This is a genomic window from Micromonospora sp. NPDC048905 (genome assembly GCF_040649655.1).
Lineage (GTDB): Bacteria > Actinomycetota > Actinomycetes > Mycobacteriales > Micromonosporaceae > Micromonospora.
The window spans coordinates 87,025-106,011 of sequence record NZ_JBEZFV010000013.1 but is presented as its reverse complement, the minus strand read 5'-3'; the positions used below and the strand labels follow the sequence as shown (position 1 = coordinate 106,011).

Here is an 18,987-nt window from a genome sequence, read left to right as displayed (position 1 = left end):
CCGTAGACGATCAGGCGGCAGCCGGCGACCCTGTTCCGACCCGGGGGTAACCGGGAGCGTGACGAGTCCACGGCGCGGCCATCTCGAACTGGCCGGCCACCCCGAGCAGCAGCAGTTCCGAGCCGGGCGGACCGACGAGCTGCACGGCGACCGGCAGACCGTCCGGGCGGCGGCCGACCGGCACCACGATCGCCGGCAGACCGGCGATGTTCCACGGTGCGGCGTACGGGGCGTACCGGATGTTGGCCGTCATGTTCGCCCGCCAGGACCGGTCGGACCAGCGGGCCGCCTCCGGTGGCGCGCTGGCCAGCGCCGGGGTGAGCAGCAGGTCGACCGAGTGGTCGGTGAAGAAGTCGACCGACCGTTGCCGCCACGCGGCCCGGTCGGCCTCCCGCACGTAGCCGCGACGCTGCGCCCACTCGCCCAGCGCGACATGCCGTCGGGTACGTCGTTGCAGGCCACGGCGGTCCAACCCGGCGGCCCGCACGTCGGTGGCGGCGGCGGCGAACCAGGTGGCGATGCCCTGCAGGCCCAGCGCGGTGGGGTAGACCGGATCGGCCGGCACCGTGTCGTGCCCGGCGGCGGCGAGGAGCCGACCGGCGGCGGCGACCGCGTCCCGGTTGGGCGCGTCCGGTGCGACACCCCGCACCGGGGAGCGCAGCGAGACACCCACCCGCAGCCGCTGCGGCGGAACCAGCTTCTCGGGACGCCGGCCGGCGAGCACCGAGAAGCCCACCGCCGCGTCGGCGACCGTGCTGGTCAGCATGCCGTGCTCGGTGAGGCCGAACCAGTCGTCCGTGCCGAGCTGGCAGGGGACCACGCCCCGACCCGGCTTGAGCCCGACCAGCCCGCAACAGGCCGCCGGGATCCGGATCGAGCCGAGGCCGTCGTTGCCGTGCGCGATCGGCACCAGCCCGGCGGCCACCGCGGCGGCCGCGCCGCCGGAGGAACCACCGGGGGTACGCGTGCTGTCCCACGGGTTGCGGGTCACCGCGCTGTCGTCGTCGGTGAGCGCCCACAGCCCCAGCTCCGGCATCCGGGTCACACCGAGGATCACCGCACCGGCGCCGCGCAGCCGACGTACCACCTCGTGGTCGGCCTCCGCCACGTCGCTGCGGGCGGCGGCCGAACCGTTCCAGGTGGGCAGACCGGCGACCGGAGTGTTCTCCTTGACCGCCACGGGCACCCCGGCCAGTGGCAGGTTGGCCAGGTCCTCCTGCTCGTCGACCTTCTCCGCCTCGGTGATCGCCTCGCCACCGCGAACGGCGCGGAACGCGGCCAGCTCACGGTCGGCTCGGGAGATGTATTCGAGGTGGTCGGCGACGACCTGGGTCGCCGAGACGTCACCTCGGCGTACGCCCCGGGCGATCTGCTTGGCGGTCGCCCCGACCCAGGTCGCCATGATGTCCTGCACGGCCATCCTCCCCCAGCGGTCAGCCCAGCGCCTGCTCCAGATCGGCGAGTAGGTCGTCGACCGTCTCGATGCCGACAGACAGTCGCACGAGATCGCCGGGAACTTCAAGCGGCGAGCCGGCAGCACTTGCGTGTGTCATCCGACCCGGGTGCTCGATCAGGGATTCCACGCCGCCCAGCGACTCGGCGAGCACGAAGAGCTTGGCGCGGTTGCAGATGTCCACCGCGTGCTCCTCACCACCGGCGGCACGGAACGAGATCATGCCGCCGAACCGGCGCATCTGCTTGGCCGCGACCTCGTGACCGGGGTGCGAGGGCAGCCCCGGATAGAGCACCTCGGCGACCTTGGCGTGCCCGTCGAGGTACGCGGCGAGCCGCTCGGCGTTGTCGCAGTGCCGGTCCATGCGTACCCCGAGGGTCTTGATGCCGCGCAGGGTGAGCCAGGCGTCGAAGGGGCCGTTGATCGCGCCCATCGCGTTCTGGTGGTAGCGCAACTCCTCGCCGAGCGCGGTGTCCGCGACGACAAGCGCGCCGCCGACCACGTCGGAGTGCCCGCCGATGTACTTGGTGGTGGAGTGCACCACCACGTCCGCGCCGAGCGCGAGCGGCTGTTGCAGGTACGGCGAGGCGAAGGTGTTGTCCACCACGAGCAGCGCGCCCGCGTCGTGTGCCACGGCGGCCAGGGCGGCGATGTCGGCGATGCTCAGCAGTGGGTTGGTCGGCGTCTCCAGCCAGACGATCTTCGTGCGGCCGGGCCGCACCGCCGCCCGGATCGCCGCCGGGTCGGAGACCTTCGCCGGGGTGAACTCCAGGCCCCAGCGCTGGGCGACCCGGGCGAACAGCCGGTACGTGCCGCCGTAGGCGTCGTCCGGGATCACCACGTGGTCGCCCGGCTGGCAGACGGCCCGCAGCAGGGCGTCCTCGGCCGCCAGACCGCTGGCGAAGGTGAGCCCCACCGGCCCGCCCTCCAGCGCGGCCAGGCACTCCTGGAGCGCGTCCCGGGTCGGGTTGCCCGAGCGGCTGTACTCGTAGCCGAGCCGGGGCGCGCCCACGGCGTCCTGGGCGTACGTGCTGGTCTGGTAGATCGGTGGAATCACCGCGCCGGTCCGCGCCTCGGGGTCCTGACCGGCGTGGATCGCGAGCGTGTCGAAGCCGTGGTTCATTCTGGTGAGGCTAGTGCCCCGCCGGAGTTGACTGGAACGGAACCCGCGCTCCCGGGCGCGGGGCCGGACCGTCTGGCCCGGCCCCGCGTACGCCGACCATCCGTCGGCGGGCCGGTCAGCCGGCCGGAACGGGCAGGACGTGCAGGGTGACCGGGTGGTCCCCGGTCCAGTCGTAGGAGACCGCGTAGACCCGGGCTCCGTTGGGCGCCCAGGCCAGCGCTCCCGGGCTGAGGTCGTCGTTCAGCTCGAAGTGGGCCAGCTCGGTGCCGTCGACCCGGAAGACGAACACGTCCGGGTCGTAGGAGGCGTCCGCTCCGCCGGCGATCCTGGTGCCGTCGCGGGACACCTCGACCGCATTCGGGTACGCACCGGTGGGATAGGTCACGGACGGGGTGCTGATGTCGGCGAACGGGAACGCCTGCACCACGTACGGGGCGCCGGACGCGGTGAAGACGGTGGTGCCGGTGGGGTCGAGCGCGACGTCCTGCAGGTTGCTGCCGACCGCCATGAAGTCGTTCTCCCTGGGCGCGCTCAGTGCTCCCCCGGTGCCGATCGTGTACGCGTACACCGACGCGGGGCTCAACCCGGGCTGCCCGGCCAGGAGCACCGAACGATTCTGGCTGGCGGCGGTCAGCAGCGGGGCGTCGTAGAAGTCCTGACCGGTGGCCACCCCGGTGGTCACCACTGCCGGTTGCCGGCCCAGATCGATCCGGCCGATGTTGCCGCCCCACTGGTCACAGCCGTAACCGAACCACAGGTACCGCCCGGTCAACGCGAGCGACGACGGGCACTCCCCCGCGCCGGTGTCGTACCGGGCCGACTCGGCAAGCGTTCCGGTGTTGAAGGCGGCGATGGCGTTGGCGCTGGGCAGCGCCACGTAGAGCGTCTGCCGGTCGGCGCTGAGCAGCAGGTCGCTGGGGCCGGGAAGCCCCGACAGGGTGCCGATCACCGTGCCCGTCGCGCTGGTCACCACGACCTCGGTCGAGGAGTAGCCGCCGCTGACGAAGACCCGGTCACCGGCCGACACCACGTCGGCCACGCCCGGCAGTGACAGCGGGGTGGCCGTCTGCGCGGGAGCTGCCTGGGCGGGAGTCGAGATCGTGGCGGTCAGCAGGCCGACGGTCAGGGCGGCCAGCGCCAGGGTCGGACCTCTTCTGATCTGCAAGGTGCGTCCTTTCGGAGTCTCGACGAGCGAGACCGCGACGGCCCGGGGTCCTGAGGTCGCAACGGAATCGGATCGTCGTCGTGAGGGCGCAGTCCAAGCGGCAGCCCGCCTCGGCCGATCGGCCGGGCGTCGCTGCCGCGACAGCACGTCACCCCCGTGTGCTTATCCAGACCGGTCAATGATTATCACAGTCGATGCGCGCGTGGGGGGCACCGTGATCCGTCGGCTCGTCGGCATAGCCTGAGCGGATGAGTGGGTGCGTGTTCTGCGGGATCGTGGCGGGTGAGGTGCCGGCGTTCCGGGTCGCCGACACCCCGGACGGGGTGGCGTTCCTGGACACCCGGCCGGTGTTCAAGGGACACGTGCTGGTGGTGCCCCGAGTCCACCTGGTGACCCTGGCCGAGTTGCCGGCGGACCTGCTGCCCGGCTACTTCGCGCTGGTGCAGCGCCTGGCGGTGGCCGTGGAGACCAGTCTGGGCGCCGGCGGGACGTTCGTGGCGATGAACAACAAGGTGTCCCAGTCCGTCCCGCACCTGCACACCCACGTGGTCCCGCGCACCAAGGGCGACGGGCTGCGGGGCTTCTTCTGGCCGCGCACCCGCTACGAGGACGACGCCGAGGCCGAGGCCTACGCGGACCGCGTCGCCGCCGCACTCCCGGACGGGGCCTGACTCACACCGGCGCGGGTAAGGAAGGTGGACCCACCGGTGTTACACGCTGGGAGAGGTACGAGAGGAGATCCCCACGTGTTTTTGCGCCGTATGAACGCTGAGATGGTTTCGCCCGACCAGGCCCTGCCGGGCCGTCCGATCGCCATGCCGGTCGCCGACCGCCACGAGGTGCTGGGCACCCCGCTGAAGGGCCCGTTCCCGGAGGGCCTGCAGGTCGCGGTCTTCGGCATGGGCTGTTTCTGGGGAGCCGAGCGGCTGTTCTGGACGCTGCCGGGCGTCTACACCACCTCCGCCGGCTACGCGGGTGGCATCACCAAGAACCCGACGTACGAGGAGACGTGTTCCGGCCGGACCGGGCACGCCGAGGTCGTTCAGGTGGTGTACGACCCCAGCAAGATCAACTATGAGGACCTGCTGAAGGTCTTCTGGGAGAACCACGACCCGACCCAGGGCATGCGCCAGGGCAACGACGTGGGCACCCAGTACCGCTCGGCGATCTACACGACCACCGACGAGCAGCGGGCCGTCGCGGAGTCGTCCCGGGACGCGTTCCAGCCGATCGTGAACCGGGCCGGCAAGGGTGAGATCACCACCGAGATCGCCCCGCTCGGCGACTATTTCTTCGCCGAGGACTACCACCAGCAGTACCTCGCGCCGACCAAGAACCCGAACGGGTACTGCAACCACGGCCCGAACGGCCTGAGCTGCCCGGTCGGCGTGGCCCGAGTCGGCGGCTGAACCGAGGCGTTAGGCTGAATCGAACATAGGGAGGGCACGATGAGCGGCGACAGCGCTAGCCGTCCGTACGGTTACGCCAAACCGGTCGTCGTGCCCGAATCCCTTGATCAGCTTTGCGGGCCGACATCCGGCACAGTCCAGCTACCACGCCACTTGAAGTGGTCCGGCAACCCTCGTTACGACCTAACGCAGCCCGGGCGCATCGGCGACCTGTACCGGACGGTCCTCAATGAGGCTGCGAGTCCGGCCGACCTCCACACCTACGTCAGCCGCGACTCCCTGATCCAGCTCTGGCCGTCAATGTGGTTACCCCAGGCCGTTCGCCGAGCCTGGGAAGAACGCTTCCCTCAACTCCGCAGCGCCCCTCCCCGCGCAGCCTGAACGATGCTGCCCAGTCATCTAAAGATCACCAGGCTCTCGGTGCGGCCGGCCGGTTTGGCTTCGCCCTGGCCGGTGGATACGCGGTGAGCGCTCACGGGATGGGAAGTCGGCTCAGCGGCGACGTGGATCTCTTCACTGATCGGAATGACACGTTTGCCCGCCTGCTCGTCTACGGCAATGATCCAGGCGGGGAGCCGGACAAGCTGGAGATGTCGGCGGACTGGCGAGCGCACGCTCCGGTCATGTCCCCCGTCGGCCCTGTTCTCCATCCCGACGACGCCGTCGCGAACAAGATGTGTGCGCTCTTCGGCCGCGCCGAGGCTCGAGACTTCCTCGACGTGGACGCCGCGCTGCTGAGCGGCCAATACACGAGGGAACGCCTACTCGAGCTGGCTGCGGCTGCGGATCCCGGCTTCGACCCGCGTGCCTTCGCGGACGCACTGGGCGCGTTGACCCAGATCACGGACGAGGATTTCGACTGCTACGGCCTACCGGCCGCCGAGCTACCCGCCGTCCGCGACCGGTTCGCGCACTGGCGACGCGAGCTCACCGACACTCCGTAGGCGCAGCGGCTGAGACCGCGTCTGCCTGTTCACATGCAATGCCCGGCCGCCGATGAGGTGGCCGGGCATTCCCGTTCGACCCTGTGATCGAAATCCGTTGCAGACCCCGCCGAGGACTCGATAACGTGGCCGTACACGTGAAAGGAGGTGGTCCAGACTTGTATAGCAATCGGACTCGTGAGGTGGCTGTCAGCTAGCCGCTGTCCTCGACAGTGATCGGTCCGCCGCAAGGCGGGCACCAGCACCATCGTCGAGACCGTGTGGCAGCGGTGCGGCGAATCCACGACAGCCACCCGACCCCCGGGGTGCCGGCCAAGTCCAGCCGGCCCGCGCACCTGCGCGGAGCGCCCCGGGGGTCGCTCCATCTCCGGGGAGCGGCGATGTCCATGCGCGAGCTGGTGATCCTCGGAACGGCCAGCCAGGCGCCGACCCGTCAGCGCAACCACAACGGGTACGTGTTGCGCTGGGACGACGAGGTGATCCTCTTCGACCCGGGTGAGGGCAGCCAGCGTCAGCTCCTGCACACCACGGTCACGGCCACCGACCTGACCCGGATCTGCGTCACCCACTTCCACGGCGACCACTGCCTCGGCCTGCCCGGCACCATCCAGCGGCTCTCCCTGGACCGGGTGCCGCACCCGGTCGCCGTGCACTTCCCGGCGGGCGGCGCCGAGTACTTCGCCCGGCTGCGGCACGCCACCTCCTTCTACGAGACCGCCGAGTTGCAGGTCACCCCGATCGAGGAGGACGGGCAGCGGATCGCGCTGCGCTGCGGCACGCTGGAGGCACGCCGGCTGCGGCACCCCATCGAGACGTACGGCTATCGCCTGGTCGAGCCGGACGGCCACCGGATGCTGCCGGAGCAACTGGCCGCGTACGGCATCAGAGGGCCGGCTGTCGGCGAGCTGATCCGCGTCGGGCACCTGGACCTCGACGGGCGTCGCGTCACCCGCGACGAGGTGAGCGTGCCCCGGCCGGGCCAGCGGTTCGCGTTCGTGATGGACACCGGCCTCTGCGACGGGGTGTACGCCCTCGCCGAGCACGCCGACCTGCTGGTCATCGAGTCGACCTTCCTGGAGTCGGAGGCCGCGCTCGCCGCCGAGGTCGGCCACCTGACCGCGGCGCAGGCCGCCCGGGTGGCCACCGAGTCCGGGGTACGCCGGCTCGTGCTCACCCATTTCTCCCAGCGCTACTCGGACCCGCGCCGGTTCCACGACGAGGCCCGCGCGCACTTCGACGGTGACCTGATCATCGCCGAGGACCTGACCACGGTGCAGCTCCCACCCCGCCGGGTAGCCTCGACCGGATGATCGTCACGCTCCGCCCCGCGACCGCTCGCGACCTGATGGCGGTGGGCGCCCTCCACCAGCGCTCCCGGGTCGCCGCGTACTCGGCCTTCCTGCCGGCCGAGGCGTTGGTCGACCCGACGCCGGAGGCGATGGGGCGGTACTGGGCGGAGCGGTGGCAGTGGGAGCGGGACAACCACCGGATGACCGTGGCCGAGCGGGCCGGGACGCTTGTCGGGTTCAGCTACCTGGGCCCGGACGACGAGGACGACCCGGCCACCGGGTTGCTCAACGCGATCCATCTCGACCCGGCCGAGCAGGGCCGGGGCAGCGGCCGCCTGCTCATGGTGGACGCCCTGGACGCCATGCGGGCGCAGGGCTGGCGACGCGCGGTGCTCTGGGTGCTGGCCCAGAACGCGCGCGCCCGCGCCTTCTACGAGCGCGGTGGCTGGACCCCCACGGGCGACGAACGGGATGAAGCAATCGGATCAGCACAAACCCGCCAACTCCGCTACACCCGCCCCCTCTAAGCACCACCCCCAACCCCTAACCCCAACCCCGACCCCGACCCCGACCCCGACCCCGTCGATCTTGGAGTTGTGGTGGGGACTTTGGGCATGGGTGCCCGAATTGCGCACCACCACAACTCCTTGATCGACCAGGCATGGTGGGTGGGTGGGTGGGTGGGGCAGGGTTGGGGTTGGGGTTGGGTTAGTGGGCGCCCAGGTGGGCCAGGAGGTCCTGGCGGGTCAGGACTCCCTTGGGCTTGCCGTCGACCAGGACCAGGGCGGCGTCGGACTTCTCCAGCAGGCCCACCGCCTCGCTCACCGGCTGACCGCCACCGATCATCGGCAGCGGGTCGCCCATGTGCCGCTCGATGGTGTCGTGCAGGTGGGCCTGGCCGGTGAAGAGCGCGTCGAGCAGGTCCCGCTCGGCGATCGAGCCGGCCACCTCACCGGTCACCACCGGCGGCTCGGCCTTGAGGACCGGCAGCTGCGAGACGCCGTACTCGCGCATGTAGTCGATGGCGTCGCGGACCGTCTCGGTCGGGTGCACGTGCACCAGCTCGGGCAGCCCGCCCGGCTTGCTGGCCAGCGCGTCGGCAACGGTCGGCTCGGCACCGGAGTTGTCGAGGAAGCCGTACCGGGCCATCCACGAGTCGTTGAAGATCTTGGAAAGGTAGCCCCGGCCGCCGTCCGGCAGCAGCACCACCACCACGTCGTCCGGGCCGGCCTTGCGGGCGACCTCCAGCGCGGCGACCACGGCCATACCGCAGGAGCCGCCGACCAGCAGCCCCTCCTCGCGGGCCAACCGCCGGGTCATCTCGAAGGAGGCCTTGTCGGAGACCTCGACGATCTCGTCGGCGACACCCTGGTCGTACGTCTCCGGCCAGAAGTCCTCGCCGACGCCCTCCACCAGGTAGGGCCGGCCGGTGCCGCCGGAGTAGACCGAACCCTCCGGGTCGGCCCCGATGATGCGCACCCGACCCTCGGAGGCCTCCTTGAGGTAGCGCCCGATGCCGGAGATGGTGCCGCCGGTGCCGACGCCGGTCACGAAGTGGGTCAGCCCACCCTCGGTCTGCTTCCACAGCTCCGGGCCGGTGGTCTCGTAGTGCGAGCGCGGGTTGGCCGGGTTGCTGTACTGGTTGGGCTTCCAGGCGCCAGGAATCTCCCGGGTCAACCGGTCGGAGACGTTGTAGTACGAGCGCGGATCCTCCGGGGCGACGGCGGTCGGGCAGACCACCACCTCGGCGCCGTACGCCCGGAGCACGTCCTGCTTGTCCTGGCTGACCTTGTCCGGGCAGACGAAGACGCACTTGTAGCCCTTGAGCTGGGCCACCAGGGCCAGCCCGACGCCGGTGTTGCCGCTGGTCGGCTCGACGATGGTGCCGCCGGGCTTGAGCAGGCCGGCGGCCTCGGCGTCCTCCACCATCCGCAGCGCGATCCGGTCCTTGACCGAGCCGCCCGGGTTGACGTACTCCACCTTGGCCAGCACGGTGGCCTGGATGCCCTCGGTGACGTTACGCAGACGTACCAGCGGGGTGTTGCCGATCATGTCGACGACGTTGTCGTAGTACTGCACGGTGTGCCCTTCGTTGCGGCGCCGGCAACGGCGGCCGGGCAGACGTTTCCTCGTCGCCCAGCGTACGTGCCGTCAGGGCACCAGCCCCCCGGGGATGACCGAGCTGCGGCGGGCCTCCCACTCCAGGAAGCGATCGGTCTCGGCGAGCACGCTGCCCGCCAACCACGTGATCATGACAGCGTCGTCGGCGAGCCCGAAGATCGCCAGCGGGATCTCCGGGAGCAGGTCGATCGGCGAGACGATGTACGCCGTCGCCGCCGTCATCAGGGCCAGCCGAAGGCCGCCGTCGTACTCTCCCTTGGTGGTGGCCCGGATCATCCGGGGCAACGCAGCCAACCGCGTGCCCAGCGACGGCCCCCCGCGTGCCCCGGCCGTCAGTGCCCGTGCCAGGGCCGCGAAGGCCGCGCTGCGCTTCAGTGTCTTCCCCATCGTCGCGCTCCTCTCCGCCGGATCAGCGTGGCGGGTCGGCGCAACTCGGCCGGCCTCTGCCGTACCGATACCCCGCCGCGTCGGTTTCCAGGCACTCGGGAGCCGTCACGACGACAGCGGCGTGTCGGACCGGCGCGATAATGTCGTGGTATGGGGGTGGCTGATTCCGTCGTACCCGGTGAGCGCTGGCGGCAGACCCGGCGGTTCGCCCGCCTGGCGGCGATCGGGACGGGCGCCACCGCGGCGGCCGCGGTGGCGACCGGCGGGGTGCTGCTCGGCCAGGCCCGGCAGGCCCGACGCACCATCCCGATGGCCGAGGCACCGCCGCCGCGCTGCGACGGGATCTACGGCGCGAAGTTCCCCGGCCCAGCCCTCACCATGGTCGTGCTCGGTGACTCGTCGGCCGCCGGCTACGGGGTGCACCGCCGTCGGGAGACGCCGGGCGCGCTGCTCGCCACCGGCCTGTCCCGTCGACTGCACCGGCCGGTTCAACTGCACCGCTTCGCTGTGGTCGGTGCCATCTCGTCGGCACTCCGCCACCAGGTGGAGGCGGCGCTGGAGTGCCGACCCGACATCGCGGTGATCCTCATCGGCGGCAACGACATCACCAACCGGACCCCGCGTGGGCTGGCGGTGCGCTACCTCGTCGAGGCGGTGCACACGCTGCGCGACAACGGCTGCGAGGCGGTCGTCGGCACCTGCCCCGACCTGGGGGCGATCCGTCCGATCCAGCCTCCGCTGCGGTGGCTGGCGCACCGGTGGAGCCGCCAACTCGCCGCAGCCCAGACGGTCGCGGTGGTGGAGGCGGGCGGGTGGACGGTCTCCCTCGGTGATCTCCTCGGCCCCCGGTTCGCGGCGGAGCCGACCCGGATGTTCGCGTGGGACCGGTTCCATCCCTCCGCCGAGGGGTACGCGATGTGCGCCGCCGCTCTCCTGCCGACGATGCTGTCCGCGCTCGGCGCGGGGCAGGACCGCCGGGCCACACCGACGTGGGGAGAGGGCGTACGGTCGCTGCCGGAGGCCGCGCAGGAGGCGGCCCGGCACGCCGGCACCGAGGTCAGTGGCACCCAGGTCCGGGGCCGCGACCGAGGGCCGGCCGGCCGGTGGGCGCAGTTGCGCCGCCGGGCGTTCTTCGGTGTCGTCGCGGTGCCGCAACACGGATCCGCCCCCGACGCCTCGACAGTGGAGGGACTGGCATGAACGAGCGCAGCGACCGGGGCGTGACCGCCGGCCTCGCCGGCCGGCTGGGTCGGGCAGCGGCGTTCTCGCTGCTCGCCGGCACCGTGGGCGGCGCAGCCGTCCTGGCTGGCGAGGCGTTCGTCGCCCGGCACCGGCGCTACGCCCAACCGGAGCTGGGGCTGGCCCTGCGGGCCACGATCGGCCGGGCGGGCGCTCCGCCGCTGCGGCTGGTGCTGCTCGGCGACTCGTCGGCGCTCGGCGTGGGCGTCGACCGTCTCGACGACACCATCGGCGGGCAGTTGGCCAACCTGCTCGCCGAGGGTCCGGCCGGCCGACGCGTACACCTGTCCAGCGTCGGCGTCTCGGGCTCCCGCTCGACGGACCTCGCCACCCAGGTGGCCCGGGCCCTGCTCGGTGAACGGCCCGACGTGGCGCTGATCCTGATCGGCGCGAACGACGCCACCGGGCTGCGCCGTCCCTCCGACGCGGCGGCCTATCTCGCCGCCGCTGTGCACCGGCTGCGGGAGGCGCGGGTCGAGGTGGTGGTGGGCACCTGCCCCGATCTCGGCGCGGTGCGTGCCATCGCGCCGCCGCTGCGCCAGGTGGTCGGCTGGTCGGGCCGTCGGATGGCCCGCGCGCAGACCGCCGCCGTGCTGGACGCGGGCGGCTCGGTGGTCGACCTCGCCACCGAGACCGGGCCGGTGTTCCGGGCCGACGCGGGGACGCTCTGCCACGACGGCTTCCACCCGTCCGCCGACGGCTACCGGGTGTGGGCGCACGCGCTGCTGCCCGCCATCGTCGCCGCGGCGACGGTCGCGACCCGGCGCTAGATCGTCTCCGGCCAGGGTGACATTTCCCGCCGCGTCGGCTTCTTCCGCGCCATGTTACTGGCGGGTTAACGTTGGCTCATGCCGATTGAGTCGTCCCGCGACGCCGTCATCGTCGCCACCGCCCGCTCTCCCATCGGCCGGGCGCACAAGGGGTCCCTGCGCGACGTCCGCTCCGACGACCTCGCCGCGACAATCGTCCAGGCGGCCCTGGACAAGATCCCCCAACTCGACCCGACCACGATCGACGACCTCTACCTCGGGTGCGGCCTGCCCGGGGGCGAGCAGGGCTTCAACATGGCCCGGGTGGTGTCCACGCTGCTCGGTCTGGACACCGTGCCCGGCGCCACGCTGACCCGCTACTGCGCCTCGTCGTTGCAGACCACCCGGATGGCGATGCACGCGATCCGGGCCGGCGAGGGCGACGTGTTCGTCTCCGCCGGTGTGGAGATGGTTTCCCGCTATGCCCGGGGCAGCTCCGACGGGCTGCCGCCGGAGGCGCAGGCCCTGGTCGGCGGCGGCTGGGAGAACCCGCGCTTCGCGGCGGCCGGCGAGCGCTCGAAGCAGCGCGCGCAGGGTGGCGCCGAGGTGTGGACCGACCCGCGCGAGGCCGGTGAGCTGCCCGACATCTACCTGACCATGGGGCAGACCGCGGAGAACCTGGCCCAGGTTCACGACGTGACCCGCGCCGACATGGACGAGTTCGGCGTACGCAGCCAGAACCTCGCCGAGAAGGCCATCGCCGACGGTTTCTGGGCCCGGGAGATCACCCCGGTCACCACGCCGGACGGCACCGTGGTGAGCACCGACGACGGTCCCCGGGCCGGCGTCACCCTGGACGCGGTCGCCGGCCTGAAGCCGGTGTTCCGTCCGGACGGTCGGATCACCGCCGGCAACTGCTGCCCGCTCAACGACGGCGCGGCCGCCGTGGTGGTGATGAGCGCCCAGCGGGCCGAGGAGCTGGGGCTGACCCCGTTGGCCCGGATCGTCTCCACCGGGGTGACCGCCCTGTCACCGGAGATCATGGGCCTCGGGCCGGTCGAGGCGTCCCGGCAGGCGCTGCGCCGCGCGGGCATGACCATCGACGACGTCGACCTCGTCGAGATCAACGAGGCGTTCGCGGCGCAGGTCATCCCCTCCTACCGCGAGCTGGGCGTCCCGGAGGAGAAGCTGAACGTGATGGGCGGGGCGATCGCGGTCGGTCACCCGTTCGGCATGACCGGCGCCCGGATCACCGGCACCCTGCTCAACGCCCTGGAGTGGCACGACAAGACCATCGGTCTGGAGACCATGTGTGTGGGCGGCGGCCAGGGCATGGCCATGGTGCTCGAACGGCTGAGCTGAGCTGAGGCAGCCTGCCCCCGCGCCTCACGGAGTGGGCCTCAGAGCGCGCTGCGGGTCGCCGTCACCTCGGCGGCGGCCCGCGCCAACACCTCGTCGCCGGCTCCGGTGGCCCGCAGGTCGGCCGTCACCACCCGCAACTGGTCGGGCAGCGCCAGGTCGTTGTCGAGCCGGGGCACGCTCCGGCGCGGTTCGCCCTCGGCGTCGGCGGCCAGGTTGGCGAGCTCCTGCACCAACCGGTGCACCAGGTCGGCGCGGGGCACGTTGCCGGTCGTCGCGACGGCCGCCCAGCGCGGCTGCTGCCAGTGCCCGACCTGACCGACCAGCAACCGTACGGCCTGTTCCAACTCCGCTGCGCTCATCGCCGCCGAGTCTACGGCCGACCCGCGCGCCCGTCAGCGACGCAGGTAGCTGAGCAGCCGCAGCAGCTGCCAGTAGAGGAAGACCAGACCGGTGAGCAGGCCGAACGCGCTCAGCCACGCGTACCGGCGGGGGCGGCCGTCGCGCACCGAGCGCTCGACGAGGTCGAAGTCCAGGATGAAACTGAACGCCCCGGCGATGATGGCCACCACCGAGAAGGCGTACGGCAGCCAGCCCACCTGACCACTGACGCTGTAGACCGCCAGACCCGGCCGGCCGGAGATCAGGTACGACACCAGGTTGACCACGCTGAGCACGGCGATCCCGAGCAACGTCCCGATCACCAGGCGGGCCAGCCGGGGCGTCGCCCGGATCACCCGGGCCCGGTAGAGCGCCGCCATGCCGAGGAAGACGCCGAACGTGCCGGCCACCGCCTGCACCACGATGCCCGGGTAGACCTGCTCGAAGGTGCGACTCGCCACCCCGAGCAGCAGGCCCTGGAGCACGGCGTAGCCGACGATCGGCACCGGGTTGGTGATGCCCCGCAACGAGATGACCAGGACCAGCGCGATCGAGGCGAGCGCGCTGCCGGCCAGCGCGGCGCCGAGCCAGGCCGCGTCCGGGATCACCGCCCAGGACACCGCCGCCGCCACACCGGTGACCAGCAGCAACCCGACGGTACGGGTCACCACGTCGTCGACAGTCATCGGCTCGACGTCGCGGGCGCCGAGCACCCGGGCTTCGACCCGGCCGGTCTCGTCCAGCCGGTTGAGTACCGGGTTGTTGCTGCGCACCGCCGCCTCCTTCGCCCGCGTACCCCCAGGGCATGTGGCCCTCGCAGTCACTCTGCCCCGGGCGGACCGGCGGCGGCGGGGAAACGGCGCTGACGACGGCGCCCGCCCCCGCCGAAGCGGAAGCGGGCGCCGGTCGGCAGTGCGGACGAGGTCAGTCGTCGCCCTGGAAGTAGCTCAGCAGGCGCAGGATCTCGATGTAGAGCCAGACCAGGCTGACCAGGATGCCGAACGCGGCCACCCAGGAGTAGCGCTGCGGCAGGCCCATCCGGACGCCGTCCTCGATCTCCTTGAAGCTGAGCACGAAGCTCAGCGAGGCGACCACGATGCAGACCAGGCTGAAGCCGATGGCCAGCGGGCTGCCGTCGCGCAGGCCGGTGTTGACGCCGAACAGCGCCAGCACCAGGTTGATCATCATGACGGCGAAGAGGCCGACCATCGCCGCGATCATGCCCTTGACGAATGCCGGGGTGGCCCGGATGACCTTCGCCCGGTAGAGCATCGCCATCAGGAAGAAGATGCCGAAGCTGGCCACCGCCGCCTGGAGCACGATGCCGTCGTAGAGCGTCTCGAAGGCCTTGCTGACCATGCCGACGAAGACGCCCTCGACGACCGCGTACGCGATGACGAGCGCCGGGTTGGCCATCCGGGAGAACGAAATGATCAAGCCGAGGACCAGGCCGACGACCGCCGCGCCGATCCAGGCGGTGCCGACGAGCGCGTCGGGCACGAGCACCCAGGCGGCCGCGGCGGTGATGCCGAGGATGCCGAGCAGAGCGACGGTCTTGACGACGACATCGTCGACCGTCATCGGCGCCACGGTGGGCGGCGCGGCCGGGTAACCGGCCTGGGACGGGTACTGCTGGGGAATGCCGGGCTGTCCGTACGGCCCGGCCGGGGCGTACCCGGCGGAGCGCTCCCGCTCGGCCGCCTGGCCGAGCCGGGCGAGCACCGGGTTCGAGGTCTTCACTGTCTGGCCTCCCTCAGGGGGTCGTTTGCACGTGAACGTGCCCTTCAAGAGTAGACGGCACGGCCAAGTCCTGGTGATCACGAATGAGAATGTGTCGAGCTGGTGGGTGCCCGGGGCGGGGGTCGAACCCGCACGCCTTGCGGCAGCCGCTTTTAAGGCGGCCGTGTCTGCCTTTCCACCACCCGGGCGGGTGGCACCGGCGCGTCGACACGCGAGGTGCAGTGTCACCGTAACCGGTTAGCGGCGACCTGACGTACCCAGCAGGGCTGGCCACATTAGGGTCGGTGCCGTGAGCAGCGCAGCCCCCACGGCCCCTGAGCAGGCCTTCCGCCTCGACCGTCAGGGCGACCGCCGGCCTCGGGCGGCTCGCCTGCTGGCCGCCGTCCACCGACACCGGGCGGATCTGCTCGTCGCTCTGACCTGGGTGGCGCTCGCCGGGTGGCTCACCCACGGGCTGTGGCCCGATCCGGCCGGCCGCACCCTGGCGCTCAACCCGGAGGACCAGACCCTCTACGAATGGTTCCTGGCGGTGGACGCCCGCGCGCTGCTCGGGGACTTCGACCTGCTCACCGACCGGCTCAACGCGCCCGACGGCGTCAACCTGATGGCCAACACCACGGTGATCGCGCTCGGCATCGTCGTCGCGCCGGTCACCCTGCTGCTGGGCGCACCTGTCAGCTTCGCGCTCCTCGCCGCCGCCAACCTCGCCGGCACCGCTGTCGCCTGGTACCTGCTGCTGCACCGGATGCTGCGCGCCCGCCGGCTCGCCGCCGCGCTCGGCGGTGGCCTGTGCGGCTTCGGTCCCGGCATGGTCTCGCAGACCAACAGCCACCTGCACATGACCGCCCAGTGGCTGGTGCCGGTGATCGTCTGGCTGGTGGTCCGGCTACTGCGGGCGGCCGACCCGGGGCCGGTGCCCCCCGACGAGACCGGACGGACCCGACCCGGCGGCCCGGATCGCCGACGGATGGTCACCTCGGCGGCCGGGCTGGCCGGCGCGGTCAGCGCGCAGGTGTTCATCGGTGAGGAGGTGCTCTTCCTCGCCGCCGCCACGCTGCTGGTGATGGCGATCAGCTACGCCGTGGCGGACCGGGACCTGGCCCGGCGGGTGCTGCCCGGCTTCGCCGGTGGGCTGGCCATCGCCGCCGGGCTCTCCCTGCTGGTGCTCGGTTACCCGCTGTGGTTCCAGTTCGCCGGCCCACAGGGGGTCGCCGACGGCATGTTCACCCCGGCCTACTTCTCCGCCGACCTGAGCAGCTGGTGGGCGGTCTCCCCGCTCTCGGTGGCCGGCAGCGCCGAGGCGGCCCGGCTGACCACCGGTCCGGCCGAGTACAACACCTTCCTGGGCTGGCCCCTCCTGCTGGTCACCGTGGCCTGCGCGAGCTGGGCCGGGCGGCATCGCCGGTTGGTCTTCGCGTGCGTCGTGGCGGGCCTGGTGATGGGTGCGCTCTCGCTCGGCCCCGAGGTGGTGCTCGGTGGCACCAGGACCGCGATTCCCGGCCCGTACGCCCTGATCGGCGGGCTGCCGGTAGTGGACGGCGCGCTGCCGATGCGGTTCGCGTTGGCGTTGCTGCCGATCGTCGCGACGCTGCTCGTGCTGGCGGTGGACCGGGCTCTGCGCGGCACCGGTCGGGCCCGACGGCTGGTGCCACTGGCCGTCGGCGCGGCACTGCTGCCGATCTTCCCCACTCCCCTGCCGACGATCGAACGGCCCGCCGTGCCGGAGTTCGTCACCGGCGGCCACTGGCGGCAGTGCGTGCCACCCGGTGGGGTGTTGGTGCCGGTGCCGCTGCCCACGCCCAAGGAACCCGGGCCGATGCGCTGGGCCACGGCCGCCAACGCCGCCTTCAGCCTGCCCGAGGGGTTCTTCATCGGCCCGTACGGGCGGCGCGGCACCGCGGCGATGGGCACCTTCAAGCAGCCCACGTCCGCTCTGTTGGCGGACGTCGCCCGACGCGGTGACCAACCGGCCATCGGCGAGGAGCAGCGCCGGCAGGCCACCGTGGACGCGGACTTCTGGGGCGCCTCGTGCGTGGCGCTGGCCGACGACGCCCCCCACGCGGAGAGCCTGCGAAACACCCTCGAGCAGCTCTACGGCCCCGCGACCCGGATGGCCGACGCCTGGATCTGGCGGGTCTGACCCCGCCGTCGCACAGAGAAAGGCCCCTCCCCACCGCAACCGGCAGGAAGGGGCCTTACTCGTGCGTGTTCGGGTCAGACGCGGGGGGCACCGACCGGCTGGGACGCCTCGACGAACTCCTCGCGCGGGTCGTGCAACTGCCCCAGGGCGACCACCTCACGCTTGAGGAAGAACGCCAACGACCAGTCCACCACGACCCGGACCTTGCGGTTGAACGACGGGATCCGGCTCATGTGGTACGTCCGGTGCATGACCCAGGCCGGCCAGCCGGTCATCTTGATGCCGTACACCTGGGCGACGCCCTTGTGCAGACCGAGGCTCGCGACGCTGCCGACGTGCTTGTGCTTGTAGTTGACCGGCTCGCGGCCCCGGACCACGGCCACGATGTTGTCGGCCATCCGGGCGGCCTGACGCACCGCGTGCTGGGCGCTCGGCGAGCAGAAGTTGCCCGGCTCCTTGGTGAGGTCCGGCACGGCGGCGCAGTCACCGGCGCTCCACGCGCCCTCGACCACCTGGTCACCGTCGACCACCTGAAGGGTGGGCAGGCAGGTGATCCGCCGACGGTCGTCGCGCGGGAAATCGGTCGCGTCCAGCATCGGCGACGGCTTCACGCCAGCGGTCCACACGATCGTGTCGGACCGGAAGCTGTCACCGTCGGAGAGCTTGACCACCCCGTCGACGCAGGACTCGAGCCGGGTGTCCAGCCGGATGTCCATGTTGCGCTTCATCAGCTGCTGGACGGTGTACGCACCCATGTCCCGGTCGACCTCGGGCAGCACCCGCTGGGTCGCCTCGACCAGCACCCAGCGAACCTCGTCCTGGTTCAGCTCCGGGTAGTAGCGCAGGGCGTCGCGGGCCATGTCCTCCATCTCGGCGAGCGCCTCGATGCCGGCGTACCCACCGCCGACGAAGGTGAAGGTCAGCGCCGACCGTCGGACGTCCGCATCCGCCGTGGCGGCCGCCACGTCGAGCCGGTCGAGGACATGGTTGCGCAGGTAGATCGCCTCGCCGATGGTCTTGAACCCGATGCCCTGCTCATGCAGACCAGGGATCGGCAGGGTGCGGGAGACCGACCCCGGGGCCACGACCACGTGGTCGTAGGTGATCTCCCGGGCCGGGCCGCTGATCGGCTGCACGGTGGCGACCTTGCGGTCGTGCTCGATCCGCGTGACCGTGCCGGCCACCATCTTGCACCGCTTCAACTCCCGGCGCAGCGGCACCACGGAGTGCCGCGGGGAGATGTTGCCCGCCGCGGCCTCGGGCAGGAACGGCTGATAGGTCATGTGCGGCTGGGGGTCCACCACCATGACCTCAGCCTCACGGGAGCTGAGCTTCTTCGACAGGCGCAGCGCCGCGTACAGACCGACGTGCCCGGCACCCACCACAAGGATCCGCTTCGGATTCACGTTGTCTATCTTTCCCCGGCCGGCTCAGGTAATGCCGCTCGCGGCCCCCATCTGTGACGGAGCACAACCCGTGTGACCTGCG

General features: G+C 71.7%; 18 protein-coding genes and 1 tRNA gene. 9 read left to right on the top strand and 10 right to left on the bottom strand.

All coding sequences use genetic code 11. The annotated features are described in order from the left end of the window. Window positions 1-10 precede the first annotated feature (10 nt). The 3 genes from AB0C01_RS27805 to AB0C01_RS27795 all read right to left on the bottom strand — a co-directional run bounded on the left by AB0C01_RS27805 (window position 11) and on the right by AB0C01_RS27795 (window position 3,741). Entirely contained in the window at window positions 11-1,420 is a 1,410-nt protein-coding gene (locus tag AB0C01_RS27805; protein WP_357241804.1) for an amidase family protein, read from the bottom strand. 13 nt (window positions 1,421-1,433) lie between these two features. Then, complete coding sequence (locus AB0C01_RS27800; protein ID WP_357241801.1) at window positions 1,434-2,576, bottom strand: cystathionine gamma-synthase; 1,143 nt, start codon at window positions 2,574-2,576, stop codon at window positions 1,434-1,436. Window positions 2,577-2,691: 115 nt separating this feature from the next. Further along, the gene (locus AB0C01_RS27795) at window positions 2,692-3,741 is read right to left on the bottom strand and encodes a WD40 repeat domain-containing protein (protein WP_357241798.1); all 1,050 of its coding nucleotides are present in this window, start codon (window positions 3,739-3,741) and stop codon (window positions 2,692-2,694) included. A gap of 248 nt (window positions 3,742-3,989) precedes the next feature. Here AB0C01_RS27795 and AB0C01_RS27790 point away from each other — a divergent pair, with 248 nt between their 5' ends. The 5 genes from AB0C01_RS27790 to AB0C01_RS27770 all read left to right on the top strand — a co-directional run bounded on the left by AB0C01_RS27790 (window position 3,990) and on the right by AB0C01_RS27770 (window position 7,910). Beyond that, complete coding sequence (locus tag AB0C01_RS27790; RefSeq protein WP_357572523.1) at window positions 3,990-4,412, top strand: HIT family protein; 423 nt, start codon at window positions 3,990-3,992, stop codon at window positions 4,410-4,412. A gap of 75 nt (window positions 4,413-4,487) precedes the next feature. Next, window positions 4,488-5,150 (top strand): peptide-methionine (S)-S-oxide reductase MsrA, encoded by a 663-nt coding sequence (msrA, locus tag AB0C01_RS27785; protein WP_357572522.1) that lies wholly within the window; start codon window positions 4,488-4,490, stop codon window positions 5,148-5,150. A gap of 479 nt (window positions 5,151-5,629) precedes the next feature. Further along, the gene (locus AB0C01_RS27780; RefSeq protein WP_357242411.1) at window positions 5,630-6,094 is read left to right on the top strand and encodes a nucleotidyl transferase AbiEii/AbiGii toxin family protein; all 465 of its coding nucleotides are present in this window, start codon (window positions 5,630-5,632) and stop codon (window positions 6,092-6,094) included. Window positions 6,095-6,474: 380 nt separating this feature from the next. Next, complete coding sequence (locus tag AB0C01_RS27775; protein WP_357572521.1) at window positions 6,475-7,404, top strand: ribonuclease Z; 930 nt, start codon at window positions 6,475-6,477, stop codon at window positions 7,402-7,404. Continuing rightward, window positions 7,401-7,910 carry a GNAT family N-acetyltransferase gene (locus tag AB0C01_RS27770; RefSeq protein ID WP_357241785.1) on the top strand — a complete coding sequence of 170 codons (510 nt, stop codon included), beginning with the start codon at window positions 7,401-7,403 and terminating at the stop codon, window positions 7,908-7,910. Before AB0C01_RS27775 ends, AB0C01_RS27770 begins: the two co-directional genes overlap by 4 nt. 181 nt (window positions 7,911-8,091) lie before the next feature. Here AB0C01_RS27770 and AB0C01_RS27765 read toward each other — a convergent pair whose 3' ends face one another. Both AB0C01_RS27765 and AB0C01_RS27760 read right to left on the bottom strand, forming a co-directional pair. Beyond that, on the bottom strand, window positions 8,092-9,462 hold the full coding sequence (locus AB0C01_RS27765; RefSeq protein WP_088946256.1) for a cystathionine beta-synthase: 1,371 nt from the start codon (window positions 9,460-9,462) through the stop codon (window positions 8,092-8,094). A 72-nt stretch (window positions 9,463-9,534) separates the two neighbouring features. Continuing rightward, window positions 9,535-9,891 (bottom strand): YkvA family protein, encoded by a 357-nt coding sequence (locus tag AB0C01_RS27760; protein WP_357241782.1) that lies wholly within the window; start codon window positions 9,889-9,891, stop codon window positions 9,535-9,537. 150 nt (window positions 9,892-10,041) lie between these two features. Between AB0C01_RS27760 and AB0C01_RS27755 the strand changes: the two genes are divergently transcribed. From AB0C01_RS27755 to AB0C01_RS27745, 3 genes are all read left to right on the top strand, one after another. After that, window positions 10,042-11,091, top strand: a complete 1,050-nt coding sequence (locus AB0C01_RS27755) for an SGNH/GDSL hydrolase family protein (RefSeq protein ID WP_357572520.1) — start codon at window positions 10,042-10,044, stop codon at window positions 11,089-11,091. Further along, the gene (locus AB0C01_RS27750; protein ID WP_357572519.1) at window positions 11,088-11,900 is read left to right on the top strand and encodes an SGNH/GDSL hydrolase family protein; all 813 of its coding nucleotides are present in this window, start codon (window positions 11,088-11,090) and stop codon (window positions 11,898-11,900) included. Before AB0C01_RS27755 ends, AB0C01_RS27750 begins: the two co-directional genes overlap by 4 nt. Window positions 11,901-11,978: 78 nt before the next feature. Beyond that, window positions 11,979-13,241, top strand: a complete 1,263-nt coding sequence (locus AB0C01_RS27745) for an acetyl-CoA C-acetyltransferase (RefSeq protein WP_357572518.1) — start codon at window positions 11,979-11,981, stop codon at window positions 13,239-13,241. Window positions 13,242-13,279: 38 nt separating this feature from the next. Here the strand turns inward: AB0C01_RS27745 and AB0C01_RS27740 are convergent, their stop codons facing one another. The 4 genes from AB0C01_RS27740 to AB0C01_RS27725 form a co-directional block, all read right to left on the bottom strand. Then, complete coding sequence (locus AB0C01_RS27740) at window positions 13,280-13,600, bottom strand: hypothetical protein (protein ID WP_357241770.1); 321 nt, start codon at window positions 13,598-13,600, stop codon at window positions 13,280-13,282. A 33-nt stretch (window positions 13,601-13,633) separates the two neighbouring features. Then, the gene (locus AB0C01_RS27735) at window positions 13,634-14,392 is read right to left on the bottom strand and encodes a Bax inhibitor-1/YccA family protein (protein ID WP_357241767.1); all 759 of its coding nucleotides are present in this window, start codon (window positions 14,390-14,392) and stop codon (window positions 13,634-13,636) included. Between the two features lie 151 nt (window positions 14,393-14,543). Further along, window positions 14,544-15,359: a Bax inhibitor-1/YccA family protein gene (locus AB0C01_RS27730; RefSeq protein ID WP_357241764.1), complete on the bottom strand. Its 816-nt coding sequence runs from the start codon at window positions 15,357-15,359 to the stop codon at window positions 14,544-14,546. A 107-nt stretch (window positions 15,360-15,466) separates the two neighbouring features. Continuing rightward, window positions 15,467-15,547: transfer RNA gene (locus tag AB0C01_RS27725), tRNA-Leu, on the bottom strand. A gap of 101 nt (window positions 15,548-15,648) precedes the next feature. Here AB0C01_RS27725 and AB0C01_RS27720 point away from each other — a divergent pair. Next, complete coding sequence (locus AB0C01_RS27720; RefSeq protein ID WP_357572517.1) at window positions 15,649-17,499, top strand: hypothetical protein; 1,851 nt, start codon at window positions 15,649-15,651, stop codon at window positions 17,497-17,499. A gap of 74 nt (window positions 17,500-17,573) precedes the next feature. On the opposite strand, the gene AB0C01_RS27715 is transcribed toward AB0C01_RS27720, so the two are convergent. Continuing rightward, entirely contained in the window at window positions 17,574-18,905 is a 1,332-nt protein-coding gene (locus tag AB0C01_RS27715) for an NAD(P)/FAD-dependent oxidoreductase (protein WP_357241758.1), read from the bottom strand. Window positions 18,906-18,987 lie beyond the last annotated feature (82 nt).